Below are 23,314 nucleotides of genomic sequence, written 5' to 3'. Positions count from 1 at the left end.
GCGGGCGGGCCGCCAGTCGTTGCGCGGCCCGCCCCGGTCGGGTGGATCAGCAGCAGGGGCCGTCGCCGCAGCACGTCGGGGGATTGCAGTCCGCAGCCGTGCCCCACAGGGACTCGTCGACCACGAAACCGGCATCGCGGATCTTCCCGACGACGTCGACCATCAGCCCACGAGTACGGGTCTTGGAGTTCGGCGAGTGGTGGAGGAAGTAGCCGAACTGCTCCCGGCACCACTCGGCGTACTCGGCGCTGTGGAGCATGAAGGTGTGCCAGCCCGGGTCCACCGTCTCCGACGGGGCCATGAGGGCGCCGGAGTTGGTGGTGCCCATCACGTAACACATGGCGATTGCCTGGTCCTGGACCTGCTCGGCGACGAGGCGCTCCAGGCCGTACTCCTGGGCGCAGAAGTCAACGAGCCGGTCGAAGAGCTCGGGCTCGACGAGGTCGCGGCCATGGCGGAGTTCCACAGCTAAAGCGGTCATGCGATGCTCCTTGCGTGTGTGCTCGGCGCGGGGCCACTCCCCGTGCCGTGGTGCATGTGCTGGGCCCGTTGGGGCCCTTCTCCGCCTCGGCCGACGTCCGGCCAGGAGCTCGGCCGAGGCGGAGACCCGTGTTCTGCCGGTCGGCCGACAGCGCACGGGAGCTCAGGAAGTGCGGCGGGACGGGCAGGCCACGTGCCGGTACACGGTGCTGCCAGGGCCGGACGCCGAGTGGATGTCGTGCGTCGTGTACTTCTCGCCGGGCCCGATGGCCTTCTGGCACTTGGTGCAGATCACGACCTGCTCCCCTCGCTGGTTGAAGGGCGAGTCAGGTTCTCGTAGTGGTCGCACAGGGCGAGCACCGACCGAGCCAGACGCTGGGCGTGGCGGTGCGCGGCGTCCGGGCCGAACCCGCGTGTGGTGTACAAGCGCCTCCACGCCTCGTCCACGCCAATCCGCGCGACGCGGGCGGGTGCGTCACCGGAAGGCAGGCGGGCGATCAGAGCGCGGACTGCTGGCACCAGCTGCTCCACGTTGCCGCGCATCGCGTCGGCGCGGTCGGCCAGCCCCGGCCGAGTGTCGCCCAGCATGAGGACGCTCTGAGCGGTCGCACGTATCGTCGCGATGTCGAGTGGGCATCGACCCGGCGCTGCCGCAGCAAGCGGTTGGGCGGTACCTTGCTCCATGTCGACGCTCCTTGTCAGCGTTGGCCGTCCCCGGGACCGGTAGCGCGGTTGCCGGGTCTGATGCACAACTCTTCGGGAACGTCGGGCTCCTCGCTTCCCTGCGGCCGGTATACCCATCCTGGGTAGGCTCGTTGAACGACCGTGAGACACACTCGCTCCAGCAGGTACACGGGGCCACGATGACCGACTACAAACCGCCCACCGCGCTGCCTCATCACGCGCTCAACTGCGCTGAGATGCAGGCTGCAATCGGAGCTCACGACTTCGGGACCGTCTTTCGGCTAGCCCGCGAAATGGCGGGCATCAGCTACTCGAAGATCGCTGCCGAATGCGACATCAAGCCGGAGCGCGTTGGCACTCTCGCGCGCGGCCGCGGGCGCATCACCACCTTCGACAAGGTCGTGGTCATCGCCGACGCGTTCCGTATCCCGGGGCGCATGCTCGGACTCGCCGAACGGCCGTGGGAGGTGAGCGAGCAGCAGTTCCCCGCGCTGCCTGTACGCGCGACCATCCCGCAACAGGACAGGACCCACCAGGTGCGGCGCAGAGAGTTCTTCCACACGGCAGCCGGCGCGAGCCTCGCTGTTGGCATCACCGACCTGACCAGACCCGCCGCGGGCAAGCGCATTGGGGCCGACTTCCCCGGGCTGCTCCGGCTTCGTACGGCGCGCCTGCGCCGCCTAGACACCGTCCTCGGAGGCGGCGATACCTACCGCGTCTACCTCGGCGAGTACCAGGCGACGAAAGGCCTGGTGCGCGACGCGACATACTCGGAGGAGACCGGGCGGGCGTTGCTGTCCGTGCTTGCGGAGCAAGCGCAACAAGCTGGCTGGGCAGCATTCGACGGCGGCCGGGAAGCTGACGCAACCGCGCTCTACAAGGAGAGCCACCTCGCTGCGACCCACGCGGGCGACACGGACCTGGCGGGGAATGCCCTGGCCTTCCTCGCGTACCAGACGGTTAACGGCGACCGGAAGGCCGGAGTGGAGATTGCCACGCGCTCTTGTAAGACGCTTGGCCCGGACGCCCCCGAGGGGGTGCGTGCGCTGCTCCACGAGAGGCGAGCCTGGGCCTGCGCCGTGGCCGGCCTCCCCACCGAGACGGGGCGCGAGCTCGCTGAGGCGGAGCGCGCCCTTGCGGACGCGCACGGGGCACCCCAGCCGGACTGGGTGTCGTGGGTGGACCACAACGAGCTGCAGATCATGACTGGGCGGTGCTGGGCCGAACTGCGCAGGCCGCTCCGGGCGGTGCCCGTGCTCGAGGCCGCCCTTGCGGGGTACGACGACAGCCAGGCGCGGGACAAAGCGCTGTACCTGTCCTGGCTCGCTGACGCCTATCTCGGGGCGGGCGAAGTCGAGCAGGCAGCACGCGTTACGGGCCGCGCGCTGGACCTCATCAGCGGCGTGGCATCCGTCAGGCCTCGGCGCCGACTAGACCCCTTACTCACACGCCTCTCCCAGCACCGCGGCGTCGCCGACGTCGACGACGCCTTGGAGAAAGCGGGACTCTGACCAGCTACTCGTTGGCGATGGGTTCGGTGTTCTCGGACAACCAGCGCAGGCATGCCTCAGCGCCCGAGACGATCGGCACTGCCGCCACCTCCGGGTTGTCCCACGGATGGTTCTTGATCAGGTGTGCCTCGAGCTCGGGGTACCGCTCAGCGCGAGTCTTCAGCAGAAGTTGCCATTCCTCCCCCGTGCCGAATTCCCCGAGGTGCCAGAACACCGACGTCACAGGGCCGATGATCTGGGCGCCAGCGGCAAGGCGTTCTTTCACCACCGACTGCGCCAGCTGGACCGCCTGTTCCCTGGTCGGTGTCGCCGTGGACACCTGCACGAAGCCAGTCATGGGCCCGACCCTACCGACGGCTCCCACCCGCGGACATGGCGAAAGCCTCCTCCCGCGCGTGTGGCGTGAGAGGGGGCCTTCTTCATGCGTACTGGCGGCGCTGCGGGTCCAGGTCCTGGGGGCCGTCCCCGAGACGGCGCGGCGGGACCGCGGCGTGTACCTGGCGCGGTATGCGACGGCCGCGGCTGCGGCCCGGGAGCCGGACCAGGCGCTTGAGATCGCGCGCACCGCAGCGACGATCGCTGTGGAGACGCGATCAGCCCGGATGCGGGGCGAGTTGGCCGCCCTGGAGCTGGCCATGCAGCCGTGGCAGGATGCGCCGGTCGGCCGAGATCCTGCGGAGGTCCTGGCACCTGTATCGGAGGGGAGCTGAGCATGGCCGAGGTTGAAGGGGGCACCGCGATCCTGGGTGAAGTCGAGATCGAGGCGTGCCTGCAAGACCTCCCGACGTGGCAGCGTGTCGGCGATACGATCACGAGCGCCTTCCGGATCCGCTACCACGGCGGTGTCGCGATGATCGTGCACGTGGCCGACGTGGAGCGGCTGATCAGCCACCATGCGGACATCGACCTGCGGTGGGATCACGTGCGCTTCACGATCACCACACACGATGTGGGCCACAAGCTGACGCTCGCCGACTTCGACCTGGCCAAGCGCATCAACAAGATCGCTGCGGCCCACGAAGCCGAGCTGATCTAAGGGGCTGTCGGACCCGGCCGATAGCCTTGTCCCATTCCTTGCAGGCGCTTGGAACGGTACTCGCACACGTCTGTGCGGGAGAACGCTTCCGCCCCTGACTCCACCCGGACCAGGGGCAGTTGCCTGTGGTCGGATGGGATCCATGACGAGGATCATCTACCTGTTCGGAAGTGCCGCCCCGCCGGTTTTCGATGTCGCCCGAGTGATCGAGGACGCACACAGTCGGGGGTGGGATGTGTGCTTGGGTCTCACTCCCATGGCGGCTCGCTGGCTGGGTGGCAGCGTCAGCAGCCTCGAGGCGCTGACCGGTCGCCCGGTCCGGTGGGAGTACAAGCTGCCAGGTGAGCCGGATGTGTGGCCGAAGGCAGACGCGATCCTGCTGGCGCCGGCCACCTTCAACACGGTGAATGCGTGGGCCCTCGGGCTGACGGACCGTTTCATTGTTGGAGTCGTCGCGGAGGGGATCGGCAAGTCCATCCCGATGGCGGTCATGCCGTGCGTCAATGCGGCCTACGCGCAGCACCCCCAGTTCGACCGCTCGCTTGGCACACTGAGCAAGGCCGGGGTGAGGGTGCTTTATGGGGAGGGTGGGTTTGTGCCGAATCAGCCCGGTCAGGGACGGCCGGAATCGTATCCGTGGGAGCTCGCCCTGGATACGGTCGAGGAATTGCTTGGTCCCAAGAGCTGATCTTCTTGACGCAGGGTATGTCGGACCCGGCCGATAGGCGTGTCGCATGCCCCCTGAACGCGAGCGATCTGGTTCTGTGAAGCCCTGCTGCGGTGGTCAATAGAGGCAGCCGTGCCCTGTGGGCGGGCGCACGACGTGCCCCACGGAGACGGCGCCCGGAGACACGAGCAACTGCTGGGGAGTGGGCCACGGTCCTTCCAGTGTAGTCACGCCCGTGTGCCGCCATGGAGTCCGTACTCCAGCGGAAGGCATTGACCGTGTCCGAGCGGCGAAACCTCGGCGAGCGCACCGTGTACGAGAACCGGTGGGTCACCGTGAACATGGCCGCCCCCCGGAGCCACTGGCCCACCTGCCGTGCGTCGGCGGGCATACTTGCTCCATTCGGGACGTCCACTCCGAAAGGTAACCGCGCGGCAACGCACGGTAGGTCAAACCTTCCTGCCGACATCGGGCAGGGCCGTTGCTGTTCTACGCCTTGACGATGTCGACGAGTTCGGTGAGGGAGCCGATACTCCAGTCGGCTGCCGCCAGGACTTCCGGGTCGTCAGCCCAGAGGAAGCCCCACGGCCCGCGCCGTAGATGGGCGGTACGCAGTCCGGCCCGGCGCGCAGGGTGGACGTCGTTCTGGGGGTGGTCGCCGACGTAGAGCGTCGTTTCCGCCTGGGAGCCGGACGCCTCGATCACTCGGGCGAAGAACCGGGGGTCGGGCTTCGCAACACCCAACTCTCCTGACGTGATGACCAGATCGGCAGGGAGTTCGAGAGAGCGCAGCAACTCGCCGACGCGGGTGGTCTGGTTCCCCGCCACGACCACGCTGACACCACGCTCCCGCAGCGCGGACAGTGCCGGGCGCACATCGTCGTAGAGGTCTGTTTCGCCGAGCTGCTCTCCCAGGCCGACCGCCTCGCGCGCCGCGTACTCCGCGTCGATGTTGATGCCGGGGCGCAGAAGTCTCAGAGCCTCCGCGTTGTCGAGGTCACGCGCTACGACCGCGCCGACGAGGGCAGACAGAGTGTGGCGCGGCACATCGAGCCAGTCTGCCCAAGATGCCCAGTATCGGTCGTCGCGGGTCAGTGTCTCGCCGACGTCGAACACGATGGTGTCAATCACACCTCGAGCCTACGGCGGCAGGAGCGCAGGGGCACCGCCCCACTTGTGCCACTCACGCAGGGGGATGCGGTGGACGACCCTGTTGCCCACCCTGGGACCGCGAAAGAGCGATGACGGGGCGCATTGCCCGACGACTGGCGCAGCTCCGCGGAGCAGACCCCACGGATCTGGACCCGGCTCCGCCGCCGTGGACGGGAACCGCCCGTGCCGCTGGACGAGCCTCTGGCTGTGCTCGCCGACGCCGCCCGGCTGACGTCCAACTGGTCTTCAGCGCCGCTATGCCGTGTCGTCGATGTCCCAAAAGCCGCAACAACCCTCCACACCCACCCGACCAGCCGATACATTCACCTTCCCCCCACACCATCACCACCGCACCATTCGAGGGGAAACCGACATGAGCCAGCAGTTCCCCGGGCCGCAGCAGCCACACGGGCGCCAGCCCGCCCCGCAACCACAGTGGGGCCAGCCACCGTTCCAGCCCCAGCCCCCGAAGAAGGGCATGTCCAGCTGGGCCACCGCCGGAATCATCGTCGGCGGCCTCTTCGCTTGCTTGATTGTCCTCGGAGCTGTCGCCGGCGGCGACGACACGGCCACCTCCAACAAGCCGTCCGACAAGGTCACCGTCGCAGCGCCGTCCAGCGCGACGCCCACCGAGCAGGACCCCGACGAGGCCCTGAAGGAAATCCAAGAGCAGAACAAGAAGAACCGCGACGAGCTCCAGAAGCAGATCGGCGAAGAGGCCAAGAAGGACGGCCAGTTCGACGATGGCGACTACGTCATCGGCGAGGACATCCCGCCCGGCACCTACACCACCACCGGCGCGGAGAAGGGTTTCTTCGAGCTGTGCACCATCAGCACCAAGCCCACCGACGACTCGACGTGGCCGCAGCTGAAGTCTGCGAACGCTGATGAGCGCATCATCATCACCCTGAAGAAGAGCGATGGCGTGGTGAGCATCGCGGGGTGCGAGCCGCTGACGCTCCGCAAGTAGCCGCCACAGGCCGGGCCCCGTCTCGAAGCCCTCCACGGCGGGGTCTCCTGCTGCATCCCTCGCACGATCGGCCGGTACAGCTGGCTACCCAAGCCCCGACCTGCGCTCCACCCAGGCCCACCGCCAGGCAGTCAAGCGCCGGCGCAACCTCTCGAAACGCGCCCGTTGCTCCGGCGCGACATCGCTCAGCGTCTGGAGGTAGCCGCGAGAGTCGTCGATGAAGTGGTCTATCAGTGCCCTGAGACCGCTCATGTGATCAGTCAATCTGCGGTGAGCCTCTCCCGCGTCCGGGGCACCCACCCTGATCGCCTCGAGCCATCTGTCGAGATCCCTGACCACGCCGGTGAACACCGACACGAAGCCGTCGGCCCGATGGCTCTCAGCGACCGTCACAGAGAGGCCGAGTACTGTGCCCTTGTGCATTAGGTCAAGGTGCGCCTCGTGAAGATGCCGGACGGCCTCCGCTGCATGTTCAGTGGAGACGGTTGGCGGGCCGGCGTCCTGCCATCCTTGGAAAAGGCCGTACGCGGTGCCGATGCGTATGCGCAGCGCCTCTGCGCTGTTCAGCAGGTCGGCGTAAGCCGCGCGCCGCATCTGCCATAGACCTTCGAAGCGTTGCGCGCGGACCTGGAGCGTCATGGCCCGTAGCGCGGCCTTTGCCTGAGCCCGAGCTCCGATCCAGGCGATCGCGCTGCCCACAGCCGTCGCGCCGGCGCCGATGAGCGCGCCCTTTGTCGTCGCGTCCACGACACACCTCCATGCAAGTCGTATATAAGTCCTGCTCGCGCCGCCGCGCCCCGTCGCGGCTGGGACTCTCACGTGCCCTACCCCTATGCCGGCCGTCCCGGCGAGGCGCGGTCGACGACCTCGACTAGCTCTCCATGCTCGTCGAGCGACCACCGCAAGCCCGAACTGTCAGTGAATAGCAGGATCGGCCTGGCGTTCTCCAGGGCCACCTCACTGATCCGCGGGACTCGAACTTGAAGCTGCGGCCGGACCCGATGAGGTGTATCGGCACGCCTCTGGAACGCCCGTTGGCCACCCCACCCACATCTGTGGGCGTTGCGTTCGTTGCGTTGTACGCATCACCGAAGCGAACTGTTACATCGCTGAGTGCTCCTGCGCTGCCGTTGCGGACGAACACCTCCCAGTGATCCGCTGGCCCTGGGAGGTTATAGGCAGTGGAGCCAGACGGAGGTAGCTCCGCAACCATGACGACCGCTCGTGCCTGGGTGTGCTTACGGTCTTCCGCCTGGGCCTGCAGCTCGGAGCGTTCGAGCTGGAGATTCTGCGACTGTTCGGCGATGAACTGACGTTGCTCGTTGATCTGCCGACGTTGCACCACCATCGTGACGCCGGCGAATACGGCCGCGCCGCCAGCGAATACGGCTGCTCCCCAGGTCGGGGCGTCGCCCCAATCGATCCCACCCATGCCGCGACGGTACGGGCGAGATCAGCTGCTGTCTGACGGATGGCCCGGATAGGTACCGGCGACGCTCGCCATGGCGGGGGAGAGTGCGCCGATTGAGCGGAGGGCGTCTGACCATTGTTTGGCCAAAGCCAAAACAAGATCAGCCGGTGACCCGTTCTTGCAGGTCACCGGCTGATCATTCAGGGTGAGTGACGGGACTTGAACCCGCGGCATCCTGGACCACAACCAGGTGCTCTACCAGCTGAGCTACACCCACCATGACCGGTCGCTTTCCCGACCGGCCGAGAAAAAGTGTACAGGGTCCGAGGGGGTGCTCGCGCCCGCGTTTACGTCGTCCTGTCGGGGGACCCTCGCGCGGGCGACGTCGCCTACTCCGCCGTGACCTGTGTGACCTGCTCCGCCGCGACGGGCTCCGCCGGGAGGACATGGCGGGCTGCGATGGTCCTCGCGGTCTCCGAGTCGGGGCCGGGCTGCGGGACGAAGATCGCCTCGCGGTAGTAGCGCAGCTCGGCGATGGACTCGCGGATGTCGGCGAGGGCCCGGTGGTTGCCGTTCTTCTCCGGACTGTTGAAATACGCCCTCGGGTACCAGCGGCGGGCCAGTTCCTTGACCGAGGAGACATCGACGATCCGGTAGTGGAGGTACTCCTCCACCTTCGGCATGTCACGCAGCAGGAAGCCGCGGTCGGTACCCACCGAGTTCCCGCACAGCGGGGCCTTGCCGGGCTCCTTGACGTGCTCACGTACGTAGGCCAGGACCTGCTCCTCGGCGTCCGCGAGCGTCGTGCCGCCCGCGAGCTCGTCGAGGAGGCCCGAGGCGGTGTGCATCTGCCGCACCACCTCGGGCATGGTCTCCAGCGCCGCGTCCGGCGGGCGGATCACGATGTCCACCCCTTCACCGAGCACGTTCAGTTCCGAGTCGGTGACCAGTGCGGCCACCTCGATGAGTGCGTCGTCCGTCAGCGAGAGCCCGGTCATCTCGCAGTCGATCCACACCATGCGATCGTTCATGCGTCCTACCTTAGGCCGACCGGCGATCGCGAGGCGTCGCCATGTGCCGGTCGGCCTAGAGGCTGTCCTCCGGATCAGGCCCTACGGCGCGCTCCGCTGGCCGGGAAGCGCCGGGCGGCCGGAGGCGTACGCGTCGGAGCCCGGCTTGCCCGGGTCCGGCGGAGCCGGACGGCGGGCCTGGCCCGGCACTCCCTGGGGCGGGACGACGGCCTCGACCGCCACCGGGGGCGGCGGGGCCTCGGCCTGCGGCCGGCGGGCACGGTAGGCGGCCCGGTACGCCGCCGGGGACGAGCCCAGCTGGCGCCGGAAGTGGCCGCGCAGCGCCACCGGGGAGCGGAATCCGCAGCGGCCCGCGACCTCGTCGACCGAGTAGTCGGAGGTCTCAAGCAGCCGCTGCGCCTGCAGTACCCGCTGGGTGATCAGCCACTGCAGGGGTGCGCTCCCGGTGAGCGAGCGGAACCTGCGGTCGAAGGTCCGCCTGCTCATGTACGCGCGCGCCGCCAGGGTCTCCACGTCGAACTGTTCGTGGAGGTGCTCCAGCGCCCAGGCCACGACCTCGGCGAGCGGGTCGGAGCCGATTTCCTCGGGTAAAGACCTGTCGAGGTAGCGCTCCTGCCCGCCGGTGCGGCGCGGTGGGACGACCAGCCGGCGGGCGAGCGCCCCGGCGGCCTCCGCCCCGTGGTCGGTCCGCACGATGTGCAGACACAGGTCGATCCCCGCCGCCGTCCCCGCCGAGGTGAGGACGTCGCCGTCGTCCACGAAGAGCTCGCGCGGGTCGACGTGGACCGACGGATAGCGTTTGGCGAGCGTCGGCGCGTACATCCAGTGCGTGGTCGCCGGCCTGCCGTCCAGCAGCCCCGCCGCGGCCAGCACGAACGCCCCGGTGCACAGCCCGACGATCCGGGCCCCCTCCTCGTGGGCGCGGCGCAGTGCGTCGAGCGCCTCGGGCGGCGGTGGCGAGGTGATGGACCGCCATGCCGGCACGACGACGGTGCCGGCCCTGCCGATCGCGTCGAGCCCGTAGGGCGCGGTGAGTTCGAGTCCCCCTGTGGTCCGCAGGGGTCCTTCCTCACCGGCGCATACGAGCAGCCGGTAGCGGGGAACTCCGGCGTCCTGGCGGTCGATTCCGAACACCGAGAGCGGGATGGAGCTCTCGAAGATGGGACCGCCGCTGAACAGCAGCACCGCGACGACCTCCCGGCGGCGCCGCCCGGAGAGTCTCCGTGCTGCCTCCGGTGCGGCGGAGTCCTGACTCATGACGCTAAGCCCCCCTCGGTGTTCGCGTCTCCCCGTTCGTTTCGGGCGTGTCGCTCCTGCACGTTTCCCCTCGGTTCTGCACGAGTCCCAGCCTTCGATCCTCATGATCGAATCTACTGCGTCCCGTGGTGCCGGCGTGACAAGTTCCGAATCCGGCACATTGTCGACAAGGCAACTTGGCGCGAAGCATTCGCTCGCGAAGCGTTTCATCCGTGAGCCGCGCAGGGAAGTGCGCCGGGCATGCATGGCCCATCCCCGTAGGGTGCGAGCGACCGTTACGGTCCTTTCTTCCCTGGTGGAACGGGGGTTGGCGGCCCATTCGGGCACGGGCGGGCGCTGGCAGCGAAGTTGGCTGAAAACAATCGGTGCGTGCGTGAACTCGTCAGTCGCCCTGCGCGATTCGTGCATGCCGACTTCTGCCTCTGTGCGTCCCTGTCGCCCCAGCTGCCCCAGCTGCCCCTTCTGTTCCCGCAGCGCCCGTCGTCATGGTCGCCCGCTCCGACCGTCGCAGCAGCACCCGGCAGACGGCGGTCACCGAGGCCAGGCCGAGCGCCATGGTCGAGGCCCCGGCGACGGACGTGCCGTACGCGACGAGCACGACGGGGACGAGGAGGCAGCTGAAGGATCCCCAGCGCACCACGTCACCCACGGAGTCGGTGCGGCCCTGGCGGCCGGAACCCGGCACCGGCAGGGCGCCGCCCGGCGCGGACCGGTGCTCCCGTGCGCCCCGGGCGGGCGCCGGCAGTGACCCCGATCCCGGTCGCGACGGTGCCCTTCGTCGGCCGCGCGCCGGCGGGGCCGCCGGCGTCGGGGCGGAGGCACGGGCGGCCGGTCGTGCGGGCACGGAAGCTCCTTCGGGGGCGGGGGGACGGGTTCGCATGCCAACGAGAAGCGGAACCCTACGGTCACTGCCGTCACCGCGGTCGCGCGGGCTCCGGCGCCGAAGCCTGTATGGGACAGATGCCATTGCCATACGGAGCGTGCTCGTGCATGCTCCCTGGAACGCCGTGAGAACGCCGTGAGTAGGGCTGCCGGCTCTGGGCAGGGGAGGAGTGTCGCCGTACCCTTGGGGTATGGGGTTGGGAAGATGATTCCCGGACACAGCTCCGCCGCTGCCAACCGCCGCCCTCCCATGAGGATCTAAAACGCCGAGACACCGATGGCCGGTCACGAATTCCCCGAACCCGCGGACCGCAAGCAGGTCGCCGACCCCCTGTCGGATCTGCAAGCGGCGGAAGAGTCACGCCATGCCTGCGATCCCGCCTTCCGGCACGGAGTTGTCGTCGGCTTCGACGGATCGACCTCCAGTGAGCGGGCGCTGGCGTACGCGATCGGCATGGCCCGGCGGTCCGGTTCCGGCCTGATCATCGTTCACGTCGCCAACCGCCTTCCCACGACCGTGTGGGCGGGCTGCGAGCCGCCGGTCTTCGTGGACGTGCCCGACCACCGCACCGAGGTGCTCGGTCTCGAGCTCGCCTGTGCCGACTATCTGTCCGAGGTCCCGTGGATCCTCGTCGAGCGAGGCGGGGACATCTGCCACGAGCTCGAGGAAGTCGGCCGGGAGTATTCGGCGGACGCGATCGTCGTCGGCTCCACGCACGGCATCGTGGGGCGCATCTTCGGGTCGGTCGCCGGCCGTCTCGCGCGCCGCGCGCAGCGGCCGGTCGTCGTCATCCCCTGACCCGCTCCGAGAGGTCGCGTCGCCTCTCGTTCCCCCTGGTCGGACCGGTTGTATAACTTTTTGACGACCGTCAAATCTACTCGCCCGTAGAGGTGGATTGTGCGCTTGTGAAGGGTACATAACCGTGGCTGGGAAGCAGCACCAACCCGCGCACGAAGGGAGCCCGCCGTGGACAACGAAGTCTCCGCGGGAAGCGCAACGTCATCCACTCTCGGCCACCTCGCACTGGGACTGACCCTGTTGGCCTTCGGTATCGGCCACACCGGTGTGATCGACAACGTCGCGGCATCCGACGCCGCGTCACTAGCGACCTGGGTGGGCGGGGTCGCACTGTTCATCGTCGGGTTGCTCGAGTTCCGTGCGGGCAACGGCGGTACGGGTACGGCCTTCGCGGGCCTCGGCGCCTTCTGGTTCACCTGGGGCAACGGCGCCGGCTCGGAGGTCTCGGCGGAAGCGGCGGGCATGTTCCTGCTGCTGTTCGCGCTTCTGGCTCTCACCCTCACCGCGGCCTCCGCGGGCAGCGGACTCTTCGGACAGGGTGTGTACGGGCTGCTGTTCATCTCGCTGCTGCTGCTCGCCATCGCGTCGTTCGCGGAGAACGACGGCCTGGCGAAGGCCGGCGGCTGGGCCGGCGCGGTCGCGGGCCTCGCGGCCTGGTACGGCGCCACGGCGACGCTGGCGCACTGGCCCACCTTCTCCGGGCGCGCTGCCGGCCGGGGGGTGACGGCCACCGGCTGAGCGGCCACGGGCCGGCGTGAGGGCGACGCCGGCGACGAAAAGGGAGACCCCCTCTGCGCGCAGGTGGCGTGCGCGGAGGGGGTCTCCCCCTTGTGTCAAGTCCCGAATTGCCGTGCCGTGACGCACGGCACCCGGCCGGGCCTACTGGACGCACGGGCTCTCACGGAGCACATGACCACATCCCTGAGGAACGAAGGAGAACTCCCATGATCCGCAACTCGCGAGCCAAGCGCCTGGTGATGCTCGCCGCCGCGACCGGCCTGGCGGCCGGAGGCGCGCTGCTGCCCTCGAGCGCCTTCGCCGCCCCGGCGGCGGCGCCTGCCGGGGCCTCGGTCGTGCCGGCATCCGCCGGCGCCTTCGCGGCCTGGGACGACGACTGGGACGACGGCTGGGACGACAGTTGGGACGACGACAGCGACTGCTGGGAGGACGACGACAGCGACTGACAGCAGACGAGGTGACGACATGGCGAGGGCGCGGTCCTGATCAGGACCGCGCCCTCGCCACGCCCGTTCCGCCGGCTCGCCGGCGCCGGGCAGGGGGTCACTCCACGGTGACGGACTTCGCCAGGTTCCGCGGCTTGTCGATGTCCCGGCCCAGGGACAGGGCCGTGTGGTACGCGAGGAGCTGGAGCGGGATGCCCATGAGGATCGGATCCAGCTCGTCCTCGTTCTTCGGCACGACGATCGTGTGGTCGGCCTTCTCCTGCTCCTGGTGCGCGACCGCGAGGATCCTGCCGCTGCGGGCCTTGACCTCCTCCAGCGCGGCGCGGTTCTTCTCCAGCAGCTCGTCGTCCGGGACGATCGCGACCGTCGGCAGGGCGGGCTCGATGAGCGCCAGCGGCCCGTGCTTCAGCTCGGAGGCCGGGTACGCCTCGGCGTGGATGTAGGAGATCTCCTTGAGCTTCAGGGAGGCCTCCAGCGCCACCGGGTAGCCGCGGACGCGGCCGATGAACATCATCGACTTGGCGTCGGCGTACAGGTCCGCCAGCTTCTTGATCTCGTCCTCGAGTTCGAGGATCTCGGCGATCTGGGCGGGCAGCCGGCGCAGGCCGTCGATGATCCGCTTGCCGTCGGCGACGGACAGGTCGCGGATCCGGCCCAGGTGCAGTGCGAGCAGCGCGAAGGCGACGACGGTGTTGGTGAAGCACTTCGTCGACACGACGCAGACCTCGGGGCCGGCGTGCACGTACACGCCGCCGTCCGTCTCGCGGGCGATCGCGGAGCCGACCACGTTCACCACACCCAGGACCCGCGCTCCCTTGCGCTTGAGCTCCTGGACGGCCGCGAGCACGTCGTACGTCTCGCCGGACTGCGAGACGGCGATGTAGAGGGTGTCGGGGTCGACGACCGGGTTGCGGTAGCGGAACTCGGAGGCCGGCTCGGCGTCCGCCGGGATCCGGGCGAGGGACTCGACGAGCCCGGCGCCGATCATGCCCGCGTGGTACGAGGTGCCGCAGCCGAGGATCTTCACACGGCGGATGCCGCGGGCCTCGCGGGCGTCCAGGTTGAGGCCGCCCAGGTGCACGGTGGAGAACCGGTCGTCGATGCGGCCGCGCAGCACGCGGTCCACGGCGTCGGGCTGCTCGGAGATCTCCTTGTGCATGTACGTGTCGTGGCCGCCCATGTCGTACGACGCGGCCTCCCACTCGACGGTCTCGGGGGTGGCGGTGGTCCGCGTGCCCGAGGTCGTGTAGGTGCGGAAGTCGTCCGCCTTCAGGGTGGCCATCTCGCCGTCGTTGAGGGTGACGACCTGGCGGGTGTGGGCGACCAGCGCGGCGACGTCGGAGGCGACGAACATCTCCTTCTCGCCGATGCCGAGGACGACGGGGGAGCCGTTGCGGGCGACGACGATGCGGTCGTTGTAGTCGGCGTGCATGACGGCGATGCCGTACGTGCCCTCGACGACCTTGAGCGCCTCGCGGACCTTCTCCTCCAGCTTCTCGGCCTGGGAGCGGGCGATGAGGTGGGTGAGGACCTCGGTGTCGGTCTCGGAGGCGAAGACGACGCCGTCGGCCTCCAGCTTGGCGCGCAGCTCGGAGGCGTTGTCGACGATGCCGTTGTGGACGACGGCGACCTTGTTCTCGGCGTCGAGGTGCGGGTGCGCGTTCACGTCGCTCGGGGCGCCGTGGGTGGCCCAGCGGGTGTGGGCGATGCCGGTGGTACCGGCGAAGCGCTTGGGGACCCGGGCCTCCAGGTCGCGGACCCGGCCCTTGGCCTTGACCATCTTCAGCCCGGCGGTCCTGGGGCTGGTGATCACGATGCCCGCGGAGTCGTAGCCGCGGTACTCCAGCCGCTGCAGACCTTCCAGCAGCAGCGGAGCGACATCACGCTTCCCGATGTAACCGACGATTCCGCACATAGAGTTTCCTGCCCCTCCAACGACGTTCGTGTGTGTGCCCGTGTCCGACCCGGCGGCTGCCCGTCCGTCCTGCGTCCGTCCGGCGGCGGCTCTAGCCGTAGACGATGCGGCGCAGCTGGCGGAGCGAGAGCTCCGGCGGTGCCACGGCGCGGTGCGGCAGCTCGGCGGCGATCCGTTCGAAGATCTCCGTGTTCACGGCCCCGCCGGACTGCAGCTCGCGGTGGCGACGGCGAACGTATTCCTCGGCCGTCTCGTCGAAGAACGCCAGCACGTCGAGGACCACCCGGGCGGCCTCGCCGCGCTGGAGCGCGGTGCTGCGCACCAGGTGGTCGATGAGGTCGTCGTGCGACGGACGGCGTTCGAGCACCCGTCGATATTGAGGGGTCGCCCGCCCCCAACGCAAGAATCCTGCCCGATATCGGGCAGAAACCTGCGTGATCATGATTACAGGGCAGATTTACGCCCGATTTACATGCGTTTGAGTACGGCCTGCTTGGCCGTGGTGAACTCCTCGTCGGTCAGGATCCCGCTTCGGTGGAGCTCACCGAGCTCGCGCAGCCGCCGCAGCAGCACATCATGATCGTCGGAGCTGGGAGCCGCGGCCACGGCGGGCGGCCCGCCCGCCGGCGCCGCTTCCTGCCGGGGGTCCCCCGACCCCCGCAGGGCGTGGGGGGAGCTCGGATGCGGAAGCCGGGCGATCACGGCGGCGGCGACCAGGACGGCGGTGTGCTCCTTGCGGGACAGTCCCCACAGATCGAGGGCGTACGGGTCGTACTTGGCCGGGCCCGAGGCGTTCCTGCCGCGCATCACGAAGCGCAGATGGCCGTTCTCCAGACCCATCGCCGGAAGCCACTGCACCGCCGTCACGTCCCCGAGCGGGAAGGATGTGGCACCCGACGCGTTCTTGGACTCCTCGGCCTTCCAGTTCCAGGTGAGCCGGATCGCGTCGCCGTCGAAGGAGGCGGTGCCGTCGCCCCCGCCGCCCGAGACGGGGACGGCCGGGCCCGGCAGCAGGAAGCGGTCCGCCGGCCCGTCCGGAACCTGGTCGAGCAGCAGGGCGTTGCGCAGCTCGTCCACGAAGTACTCGGCCACGCCCGTCCGGTCGTTCTCCACGGTCAGCCGGTACGGGTCGCCGTTGTCCGGCAGCCGGCCGTCGGCGGCCAGCAGCAGAGGGTCGCTGCCGTCGCGCAGCTTCAGCCGCAGCCGACCGCTGCGGCGTCCCGGCTCGAAGGCGACACCCGCCAACGCCTCCAGCGGAACGCCGAGTTCACCCAGGGACTGCCGCACCGGATGCGTCTTGCCGCCGCTGCCCGGCACGATACGGACGACATCGCCGTCGAAGGTCCAGGTCCCGTCCTTCTGGATGATTTCCGCCATGGGGGTGATTGTCGCACCGGGCCGCCGGAGGCGTCGGCATCCGCAGACGAGCCCGAAGTGGTCTACACCTTGACCGCCACTGGGACGCACGGTACGGATGGTCACCGTTCGGTTGCTCAGCACCACAGTCGTGACGCCCTCGGAAGGGACCCAGCCTGTGAGACAGCACAGAACGTTGCCCCGCCTCCTCGGTTCGCTGCTGCTCGTCGCCGCGGCGGGCATCTCCTGCGTCGGAGCGGCCCCCGCCCCCGCGCAGGGCGCCCCGCAGACCGCGGCCGCCAGACCGCTCGGCGAGATCGTGCCCGCCCCGGCCTCCGTACGGCCCGCCGGCGCCCCGTACGCCCTCACCCCCGCGACCCGCATCCGCGTCGACGACGACTCGCGCGAGGCGCGCCGCATCGGCGCGTACCTCGCCTCCGTGCTGCGCCCGTCCACCGGCTACCCGCTGCCCGTCACCGACGACGGCCACGGCCGCGGCGGCATCCGGCTCTCGCTCGGCTCGCGCGACAGGAGCCTGGGGGAGGAGGGGTACCGGCTGGAGTCCGGCCGCGACGGGGTCACCATCACCGCCCGTGGACCGGCCGGCCTCTTCCACGGTGTCCAGACCCTCCGCCAACTGCTGCCCGCCGCCGTCGAGAAGGACACCCGGCAGGCCGGCCCCTGGCAGGTCCCGGGCGGGACGATCACCGATACCCCGCGCTACGGCCACCGCGGCGCGATGCTCGACGTCTCCCGGCACTTCTTCACCGTCGACCAGGTCAAGCTCTACATCGACCAGCTCGCGCTCTACAAGATCAACAAACTGCATCTGCACCTCTCCGACGACCAGGGCTGGCGCATCGCCATCGACTCCTGGCCGCGCCTCGCCACCTACGGCGGCTCCACCCAGGTCGGCGGCGGGCCCGGCGGCCACTACACCAAGGCCCAGTACAAGGAGATCCTCGCCCACGCCGCGTCCCGCTACCTCGAAGTGGTCCCGGAGATCGACATGCCGGGGCACACCAACGCCGCCCTCGCCTCGTACGCGGAGCTCAACTGCGACGGCGTCGCCCCGCCGCTCTACACGGGCACGAGCGTCGGCTTCAGCTCGCTGTGCGTGCCGAAGGCCGTGACGTACGACTTCATCGACGACGTCGTGCGCGAGCTGGCCGCGCTCACCCCCGGCAGGTATCTGCACATCGGCGGTGACGAGGCACACTCCACCAGCCACGAGGACTATGTCGCGTTCATGGACAAGGCGCAGGCCGTCGTCGGCACGTACGGCAAGACGGTGGTCGGCTGGCACCAGCTGACCGGGGCGGTCCCCGCCAAGGGCGCGATCGCCCAGTACTGGGGCCTGGACGGCACCGGCGCCGCCGAGAAGGAGCAGGTCGCCCGGGCGGCGCGGAACGGCACCAAGCTGATCCTGTCGCCCGCCGACCGGATCTACCTCGACATGAAGTACACCAAGGACACCCCGCTGGGCCTGGCCTGGGCCGGCTACGTCGAGGTGCAGCGCGCGTACGACTGGGACCCGGGGGCGTATCTGCCCGGTGCGCCCGCCTCCGCGATCGCCGGGGTCGAGGCGCCGCTCTGGTCGGAGACCGTCTCGACCAGCGACCACATCGAGTTCATGGCCTTCCCGAGGCTCCCGGGGGTCGCGGAGCTCGGCTGGTCCCCGGCGTCCACGCACGACTGGGACGCGTACAAGGTGCGGCTCGCGGCGCAGGGGCCGCGGATGGCGGCGCTCGGTATCGACTACTACCGCTCGCCGCAGGTTCCCTGGCCCGCCGGGTAGTTCACGGGGAACGAGGAAGCGGGCGCCCCGCGGAGGACCGTACTCCGCGGGGCGCCCGCCGGCTTGTGGCCCCGCCTACCGGAACCGTGCGATCGGGTTCTCCAGGGTGCCCACCAACTGGAGCGCGCCCGACGGGTCCGCCAGATCCACCATCTGCTTGTTGTTGCGCAGCTGGAGCCGGTTGAGGCAGGACAGCGCGAACTCGTCGGCGAACATGTCGTACTGGGCGAACTTGTCGGCCAGGTGCGGCGCCGACTCCTGGTACGCGGTGACGCACTGCGCGACCGTCCGCCAGAACGCCTCCTCGCTCACCACGCCCTCCGTCGCCAGCGTGGCACCGAGGAAGCGGAAGAAGCAGTCGAAGACGTCGGTGAAGATCGACAGCAGCTTCATGGACTCGGGGACCTCGGCGCGCACCCGCTCCACCACCGGCGGAAGGACCGCGTCCGGGTCCATCACACAGATCTCCTCGGCGATGTCCTTGAAGATCGCGCGTCGCACCGCCCCGTCCTCGCCGATGACGAGGATGACGTTCTCGCCGTGCGGCATGTAGACGAGGTCGTAGGCGTAGAAGGAGTGCAGCACCGGCAGCAGATAGGCGTCGAGGTAGCGGCGCAGCCACACCTCAGGCGCCAGGTCCGACTCACCGATCAGCGCGCCCGCGAAGGACTTGCCCGCGCGGTCGACGTGGAGCAGCGAGGCCATCGTGGCGAGCCGTTCGCCGTCCTCCAGCGTCGCCACCGGGCTCTCCCGCCAGAGCGCGGCGAGCATTTTGCGGTACGGGGAGAAGCGGTCGGTGGCGGCCTCGTACTCCAGGTGCCGGTAGCCGACCGCCGCGTGCTCGCGGATGATCGAGAAGCGCGCGGCCTTCAGCACGTCGTCCCCGGCGATGAGGCCGGCCAGCCAGTCGTTGATGGCGGGCGTGGCCTCCATGTACGCGGCGGACAGACCGCGCATGAAGCCCATGTTGATGACGGACATCGCCGTCTTCACATAGTGCTTGGCCGGGTCGCTGGTGTTGAAGAACGTACGGATCGACTGCTGGGCCAGGTACTCGTCGTCGCCCTCGCCGAGCACGACGAGGCGGCGCTGGGCCACCTCGGCGGCGAAGGTGACGGAGAGCTTGTTCCACCACTGCCAGGGGTGGACCGGCATCAGCAGGTACTCGGCCGGGTCCAGGCCGAGCTCCCGCAGCCGCGCGTCGAAGCGGGCCAGGGCCGCCTCGCCGAGCTCGGCCCGCAGCAGGTTCTCGTAGCCGAGGTCCGCGCCGGAGGTGAAGGTGGCGCGGGAGCGGTGGGCGGCGACCCACAGCAGCCGGATTGGGGCCGCGGCCTCGGGGGCGTACCGGTGGTACTCGTGGACGCCGAAGCCGAGCCGTCCGTTGTTGGCGACGAAGCAGGGGTGGCCCTCGGTCATCCCGGTCTCGATGGCCTGGAAGCCGGCGTGGGCGAGGTCCGCGGCGGGGACGTCGGGCTTGGTGAGCTTGTAGGCCGTACCGGACAGGGTGGAGGAGATCTCCTCCAGGTAGACCGGCAGGATCTCGTCGGACAGCCCGAGCGCGCCGCGCAGTTCGGTGAAGAACTCCAGGGCGTCCAGGGGGAGTTCACGGCCGTCGCGGTGGCGGGTGACCGTCTCGGGGAGTACCTGCCAGTGGTCGAGGGCGAAGCGGCGGGCCGTGAACCGGTACTCGGTCCTGCCGTCGTCGCTCGCCACCGCGTACCGGTCTCCCCCGGAGCCTTCGGCCGGCACGGGGGTGAGCAGCCGCTCGTGGGCGAACTCGGCGAGCCCCTTGCGGATCAGCTGCCGGTTGGCCTCGGCCCACAGCTCGGGGGTGAGGTGGGCGACGCTGTCGACCGGGTTGTCGATGGAGGTCATCGCGGATCACTCCCCACGGCCGCCTCGAACTGCTCACGTGTGCAGAAGCTCAGCAGCGCCTTCTTCTCGGGCTTCTGGATCTCCCGGTCAGGGACGAAGCCGACCGCCTCGTTGAGCGCGTGCACGGCCTTGTTCGCCACGTCCGGCTCGACGACGACGCGGCGCGTCGCGGGGTCCGCGAACAGTTCGCGCATCACCGCGGTGATCACGGCACGGGTGAAGCCGTGGACCGGGGTCTCGGTCGGGGCGACCAGGAAGTGCATGCCGACGTCGCCGGGCTCGGGCTCGTACAGCCCGACGAGCTCGACATGGCGCGGGTCGTACCGCTCCATCAGGAACGCGGGCTCGCCGTCGTGCAGACCGATGAGCGCGTCGTGGTGCTCGGCGGCCGCGATCGCCATGTACTCGCGCTCGACGTCGTGCAGTGCGGCTTCCTGCATCATCCAGAACGCGGCCTTGGGGTGGGTGACCCAGCCGTGCAGCAGCTCGGCGTCCGCGATCGGATCGAGGGGACGGACGGAGAACGTCCCCAGGGCGGGGGCGGTGGTGCTCATACAGCGAACTCCTGGAACGCGATGGTCTTCTCGACGGGGTAGTACTCGGAGCCGAGCAGCTCACGGATGATGTACGCGTTGCGGTACGCGCCCATGCCCAGGTCGGGCGAGGTGATGGAGTGCGTGTGCACGCCCGCGTTCTGGAGGAAGATGCCGCGCCCGGTGGTGTCGATCGCGTAGTTGCGGGCGACGTCGAAGCGGCCCTGGCCGTCCCAGCGGATCCGGTCGTGCACCGGCTCCAGGAAGGCGGGGGTGGCGTACTTGTAGCCGGTGGCCAGGATCAGGCCCTCGGTGTGGATCTCGAAGTCCTTCTCCTGCTCCTCCTGGCGCAGCCCCAGGGTGTACGTGCCGTTCTCGTACGAGGCCGTGTGGAGCGCGGTGTTGGTGAGCAGCCGGGTCGGGACGGGGCCCTTGAGGTTCTTCTGGTAGAGCAGGTCGAAGATCTCGTTGATCAGCTCCCCGTCGATGCCCTTGAAGAGGTTCTTCTGCTCCGCTTCGAGCCGGTAGCGGGTGGTCTCCGGCAGTGCGCGGAAGTAGTCGATGTACTCGGGGGAGGTCATCTCCAGGGTCAGCTTGGTGTACTCCAGCGGGAAGAACCGCGGGGAGCGGGTGACCCAGTTCAGCGCGTAGCCGTGGACGTCGATCTCGGCGAGCAGGTCGTAGTAGATCTCCGCCGCGCTCTGGCCGCTGCCGACGAGGGTGATCGACTTCTTCTTCTGGAGCTCCTCCTTGGCCGGGAGGTAGCGCGAGTTGTGGGTGAAGTCGCCGCCGAGGTCCTGGCAGGCGTCCGGGATGTACGGCGGGGTGCCGGTGCCCAGGACGAGCCGGCGGGCCCACAGGACGGAGCCGTCGGCGGTGGTGACCGCGTACAGCTCGTCGTCGGCCTCGTAGGAGACCGTCGTCACCGTCGTGTTGAAGCGGATGCTGCTCAGCTTGGCGGCGGCCCAGCGGCAGTAGTCGTTGTACTCGGTTCGCAGCGGGTAGAAGTTCTCGCGGATGTAGAACGAGTACAGCCGGCCGTTCTCCTTCAGGTAGTTGAGGAAGGAGAACGGGGACGTCGGGTCGGCGAGCGTGACGAGGTCCGACATGAACGGCGTCTGGAGGTGGGCGCCTTCGAGGAACATCCCCGAGTGCCACTCGAAGTCCGGCTTGGACTCCAGGAAGACACCGTTCAGTCCGTCGATGGGCTCGGTCAGGCAGGCGAGGCCGAGGTTGAACGGACCGAGTCCGATACCGATGAAATCGTGGATGTCACGGTGATCAGGAAGCGTGGACAAGGTTCTCTCCAAGGTACTGCTCGGCGTGGCCGGCTATCAGATCGAGGACGGCGGCGATGTCGTGCACGGTCGTCTCGGGGTTCAGCAGGGTGAATTTCAGGTACTGGCGGCCGTCGACCTTCGTCCCGGCGACGACGGCCTCGCCGGAGGCGAACAGGGCCTTGCGGGCGTAGAGGTTGGCCCGGTCGATCTCGGCGGGGGAGGTGACGTGCTCCGGGATGTAGCGGAAGACGAGGGTGGACAGGCTCGGCTCCACGACGACGTCGTAGCGCGGGTCGCCGGCGAGCAGCTGCCAGCCCTCGGCCGCGAGGTCGCAGACCTCGTCGAAGAGCTGCCCGACCCCGTCGGCGCCCATGACGCGCAGGGTCATCCACAGCTTGAGCGCGTCGAAGCGGCGCGTGGTCTGGAGTGACTTGTCGACCTGGTTCGGAATCCTCCCCCGTAGCCCTTCGGGCACGGGAGGTGCCCCCACCTCCACCGTTGGCCGGGGGTTGAGGTAGTCCGCGTGGTACGTGGCGTGGCGCAGCGTCGCCCGGTCCCGCACCAGCAGGGCGGAGGAACTCACCGGCTGGAAGAAGGACTTGTGGTAGTCGACGGTCACGGAGTCGGCGCGCTCGATGCCGTCCAGGAGGTGGCGCCGGGTGGGCGATGCGAGCAGTCCGCAGCCGTAGGCGGCGTCCGCGTGCATCCAGGCGCCGTACAGCGTGCACAGGTCGGCGATCTCGGGAAGCGGGTCGATGGAGCCGAAGTCGGTGGTGCCGGCGGTGGCGACGACGGCCATCGGGACCAGCCCGTCCTGCCGGCACTTCTCCAGCTCGGCGGCGAGGGCCACCGTCTGCATCCGCTTGTCCCGGTCGGTGGGGATCGAGACGACGGCGTCGTGGCCGAGGCCGAGCAGCGTCGCGGACTTCTGGACGCTGAAGTGGCTGCACTCGGAGGAGAAGATGCGGAGCTTCGACAGGTCGTCCGTCTTGGCCTCTTCGCGGGCCAGCAGCATCGCCTGGAGGTTGGACTGCGTGCCGCCGCTGGTGAAGACGCCGTCGGCGGCGGGGCCGAGGCCGATCCGGCCGGTGGTCCAGTCGATGAGGCGGCGCTCGATGAGGGTGCCGCCGGCGCTCTGGTCCCAGGTGTCGAGCGAGGAGTTGACCGCGGAGAGGACCGCTTCGCCCAGGACGGCGGGGATGACGACCGGGCAGTTGAGGTGGCCGAGGTAGCGGGGGTGGTGGAAGTAGACCGCGTCGCGCAGATAGACCTGCTCCAGCTCGTCGAGCGCGGCGGTGGCGTCGCCGAGCGGCCGGTCGAGGTCGACGGCGTCGATCACCGGGGCCAGCTCGTCGGGGGTGATCCCGGTGAACGGCTGCCGGGTCGTGGCGAGTTTGTTCGCCACCCGCTCGACTCCTTCGGTCACGGAGCGCCTGTAGTGCTCCGCCGTTGTGTCATTGAGCAGGTGCGAGCGCATGTGAGGGTCCTCCCGG

General features: G+C 69.3%; 24 protein-coding genes and 1 tRNA gene. 8 read left to right on the top strand and 17 right to left on the bottom strand.

Translation table 11 applies throughout. The features are described from left to right. Positions 1-46 precede the first annotated feature (46 nt). The 3 genes from KK483_RS12070 to KK483_RS12060 all read right to left on the bottom strand — a co-directional run bounded on the left by KK483_RS12070 (position 47) and on the right by KK483_RS12060 (position 1,164). The gene (locus tag KK483_RS12070; RefSeq protein WP_262005228.1) at positions 47-481 is read right to left on the bottom strand and encodes a hypothetical protein; all 435 of its coding nucleotides are present in this window, start codon (positions 479-481) and stop codon (positions 47-49) included. A gap of 162 nt (positions 482-643) precedes the next feature. After that, entirely contained in the window at positions 644-775 is a 132-nt protein-coding gene (locus KK483_RS12065; protein WP_262005227.1) for a hypothetical protein, read from the bottom strand. Further along, the gene (locus tag KK483_RS12060) at positions 772-1,164 is read right to left on the bottom strand and encodes a DUF6415 family natural product biosynthesis protein (RefSeq protein ID WP_262005226.1); all 393 of its coding nucleotides are present in this window, start codon (positions 1,162-1,164) and stop codon (positions 772-774) included. The genes KK483_RS12065 and KK483_RS12060 overlap by 4 nt, the downstream gene beginning before the upstream one ends. Before the next feature lie 179 nt (positions 1,165-1,343). Here KK483_RS12060 and KK483_RS12055 point away from each other — a divergent pair, with 179 nt between their 5' ends. Then, a complete protein-coding gene (locus tag KK483_RS12055) occupies positions 1,344-2,675 on the top strand; it encodes a helix-turn-helix transcriptional regulator (RefSeq protein ID WP_262005225.1) in 1,332 nt (443 codons plus the stop codon). A 4-nt stretch (positions 2,676-2,679) separates the two neighbouring features. Here the strand turns inward: KK483_RS12055 and cutA are convergent, their stop codons facing one another. After that, positions 2,680-3,012, bottom strand: coding sequence for a divalent-cation tolerance protein CutA (gene cutA, locus KK483_RS12050; protein ID WP_262005224.1), 333 nt, complete (start codon positions 3,010-3,012; stop codon positions 2,680-2,682). A 375-nt stretch (positions 3,013-3,387) separates the two neighbouring features. On the opposite strand from cutA, the gene KK483_RS12040 reads away from it, so the two are divergent. Together KK483_RS12040 and KK483_RS12035 are read left to right on the top strand one after the other, a co-directional pair. Beyond that, positions 3,388-3,711, top strand: coding sequence for a 4a-hydroxytetrahydrobiopterin dehydratase (locus tag KK483_RS12040; RefSeq protein WP_262005223.1), 324 nt, complete (start codon positions 3,388-3,390; stop codon positions 3,709-3,711). A 142-nt stretch (positions 3,712-3,853) separates the two neighbouring features. Further along, positions 3,854-4,399, top strand: a complete 546-nt coding sequence (locus KK483_RS12035) for a flavoprotein (RefSeq protein WP_262005222.1) — start codon at positions 3,854-3,856, stop codon at positions 4,397-4,399. A gap of 468 nt (positions 4,400-4,867) precedes the next feature. Here KK483_RS12035 and KK483_RS12030 read toward each other — a convergent pair whose 3' ends face one another. Beyond that, entirely contained in the window at positions 4,868-5,509 is a 642-nt protein-coding gene (locus KK483_RS12030) for an HAD family hydrolase (RefSeq protein WP_262005221.1), read from the bottom strand. Positions 5,510-5,903: 394 nt separating this feature from the next. On the opposite strand from KK483_RS12030, the gene KK483_RS12025 reads away from it, so the two are divergent. Then, positions 5,904-6,500 (top strand): hypothetical protein, encoded by a 597-nt coding sequence (locus KK483_RS12025; protein WP_262005220.1) that lies wholly within the window; start codon positions 5,904-5,906, stop codon positions 6,498-6,500. Positions 6,501-6,584: 84 nt separating this feature from the next. On the opposite strand, the gene KK483_RS12020 is transcribed toward KK483_RS12025, so the two are convergent. The 5 genes from KK483_RS12020 to KK483_RS12000 all read right to left on the bottom strand — a co-directional run bounded on the left by KK483_RS12020 (position 6,585) and on the right by KK483_RS12000 (position 10,199). Then, positions 6,585-7,247 carry a hypothetical protein gene (locus KK483_RS12020; protein WP_262005219.1) on the bottom strand — a complete coding sequence of 221 codons (663 nt, stop codon included), beginning with the start codon at positions 7,245-7,247 and terminating at the stop codon, positions 6,585-6,587. 124 nt (positions 7,248-7,371) lie between these two features. After that, positions 7,372-7,932 carry a hypothetical protein gene (locus KK483_RS12015; protein ID WP_262005218.1) on the bottom strand — a complete coding sequence of 187 codons (561 nt, stop codon included), beginning with the start codon at positions 7,930-7,932 and terminating at the stop codon, positions 7,372-7,374. Positions 7,933-8,115: 183 nt separating this feature from the next. Beyond that, a tRNA-His gene (locus KK483_RS12010) sits at positions 8,116-8,188 on the bottom strand. 112 nt (positions 8,189-8,300) lie between these two features. Continuing rightward, positions 8,301-8,942 carry an oligoribonuclease gene (gene orn, locus KK483_RS12005; RefSeq protein WP_262005217.1) on the bottom strand — a complete coding sequence of 214 codons (642 nt, stop codon included), beginning with the start codon at positions 8,940-8,942 and terminating at the stop codon, positions 8,301-8,303. An 81-nt stretch (positions 8,943-9,023) separates the two neighbouring features. After that, positions 9,024-10,199, bottom strand: coding sequence for a GlxA family transcriptional regulator (locus tag KK483_RS12000; protein WP_262005216.1), 1,176 nt, complete (start codon positions 10,197-10,199; stop codon positions 9,024-9,026). A 1,159-nt stretch (positions 10,200-11,358) separates the two neighbouring features. Here KK483_RS12000 and KK483_RS11990 point away from each other — a divergent pair. From KK483_RS11990 to KK483_RS11980, 3 genes are all read left to right on the top strand, one after another. After that, positions 11,359-11,880: a universal stress protein gene (locus KK483_RS11990; RefSeq protein ID WP_242336760.1), complete on the top strand. Its 522-nt coding sequence runs from the start codon at positions 11,359-11,361 to the stop codon at positions 11,878-11,880. A gap of 168 nt (positions 11,881-12,048) precedes the next feature. Then, positions 12,049-12,618, top strand: coding sequence for a GPR1/FUN34/YaaH family transporter (locus KK483_RS11985; RefSeq protein WP_242336757.1), 570 nt, complete (start codon positions 12,049-12,051; stop codon positions 12,616-12,618). A 206-nt stretch (positions 12,619-12,824) separates the two neighbouring features. Next, a complete protein-coding gene (locus tag KK483_RS11980) occupies positions 12,825-13,064 on the top strand; it encodes a hypothetical protein (RefSeq protein ID WP_262005215.1) in 240 nt (79 codons plus the stop codon). A gap of 97 nt (positions 13,065-13,161) precedes the next feature. Here KK483_RS11980 and glmS read toward each other — a convergent pair whose 3' ends face one another. The 3 genes from glmS to KK483_RS11965 all read right to left on the bottom strand — a co-directional run bounded on the left by glmS (position 13,162) and on the right by KK483_RS11965 (position 16,356). Next, complete coding sequence (gene glmS, locus KK483_RS11975; RefSeq protein WP_262005214.1) at positions 13,162-14,979, bottom strand: glutamine--fructose-6-phosphate transaminase (isomerizing); 1,818 nt, start codon at positions 14,977-14,979, stop codon at positions 13,162-13,164. A gap of 91 nt (positions 14,980-15,070) precedes the next feature. Further along, complete coding sequence (locus KK483_RS11970; protein WP_242336749.1) at positions 15,071-15,346, bottom strand: hypothetical protein; 276 nt, start codon at positions 15,344-15,346, stop codon at positions 15,071-15,073. 101 nt (positions 15,347-15,447) lie between these two features. After that, positions 15,448-16,356, bottom strand: a complete 909-nt coding sequence (locus KK483_RS11965) for a DUF4429 domain-containing protein (RefSeq protein WP_262005213.1) — start codon at positions 16,354-16,356, stop codon at positions 15,448-15,450. Positions 16,357-16,513: 157 nt separating this feature from the next. Here KK483_RS11965 and KK483_RS11960 point away from each other — a divergent pair, with 157 nt between their 5' ends. Next, on the top strand, positions 16,514-18,133 hold the full coding sequence (locus KK483_RS11960) for a beta-N-acetylhexosaminidase (protein ID WP_313878818.1): 1,620 nt from the start codon (positions 16,514-16,516) through the stop codon (positions 18,131-18,133). A 75-nt stretch (positions 18,134-18,208) separates the two neighbouring features. Here KK483_RS11960 and KK483_RS11955 read toward each other — a convergent pair whose 3' ends face one another. From KK483_RS11955 to KK483_RS11940, 4 genes are read right to left on the bottom strand one after another with little or no spacing between them, the layout of a single operon-like run. Next, entirely contained in the window at positions 18,209-20,008 is a 1,800-nt protein-coding gene (locus tag KK483_RS11955; RefSeq protein ID WP_262005211.1) for an IucA/IucC family siderophore biosynthesis protein, read from the bottom strand. Next, positions 20,005-20,562: a GNAT family N-acetyltransferase gene (locus tag KK483_RS11950; protein WP_262005210.1), complete on the bottom strand. Its 558-nt coding sequence runs from the start codon at positions 20,560-20,562 to the stop codon at positions 20,005-20,007. The genes KK483_RS11955 and KK483_RS11950 overlap by 4 nt, the downstream gene beginning before the upstream one ends. Beyond that, entirely contained in the window at positions 20,559-21,839 is a 1,281-nt protein-coding gene (locus KK483_RS11945; protein ID WP_262005209.1) for a lysine N(6)-hydroxylase/L-ornithine N(5)-oxygenase family protein, read from the bottom strand. The genes KK483_RS11950 and KK483_RS11945 overlap by 4 nt, the downstream gene beginning before the upstream one ends. After that, on the bottom strand, positions 21,823-23,298 hold the full coding sequence (locus tag KK483_RS11940) for an aspartate aminotransferase family protein (RefSeq protein WP_262005208.1): 1,476 nt from the start codon (positions 23,296-23,298) through the stop codon (positions 21,823-21,825). Before KK483_RS11940 ends, KK483_RS11945 begins: the two co-directional genes overlap by 17 nt. Positions 23,299-23,314 lie beyond the last annotated feature (16 nt).

Source organism: Streptomyces sp. FIT100, assembly GCF_024584805.1.
Taxonomy (GTDB): Bacteria; Actinomycetota; Actinomycetes; order Streptomycetales; family Streptomycetaceae; genus Streptomyces.
This window is presented reverse-complemented; position numbering and strand designations above follow the sequence as displayed.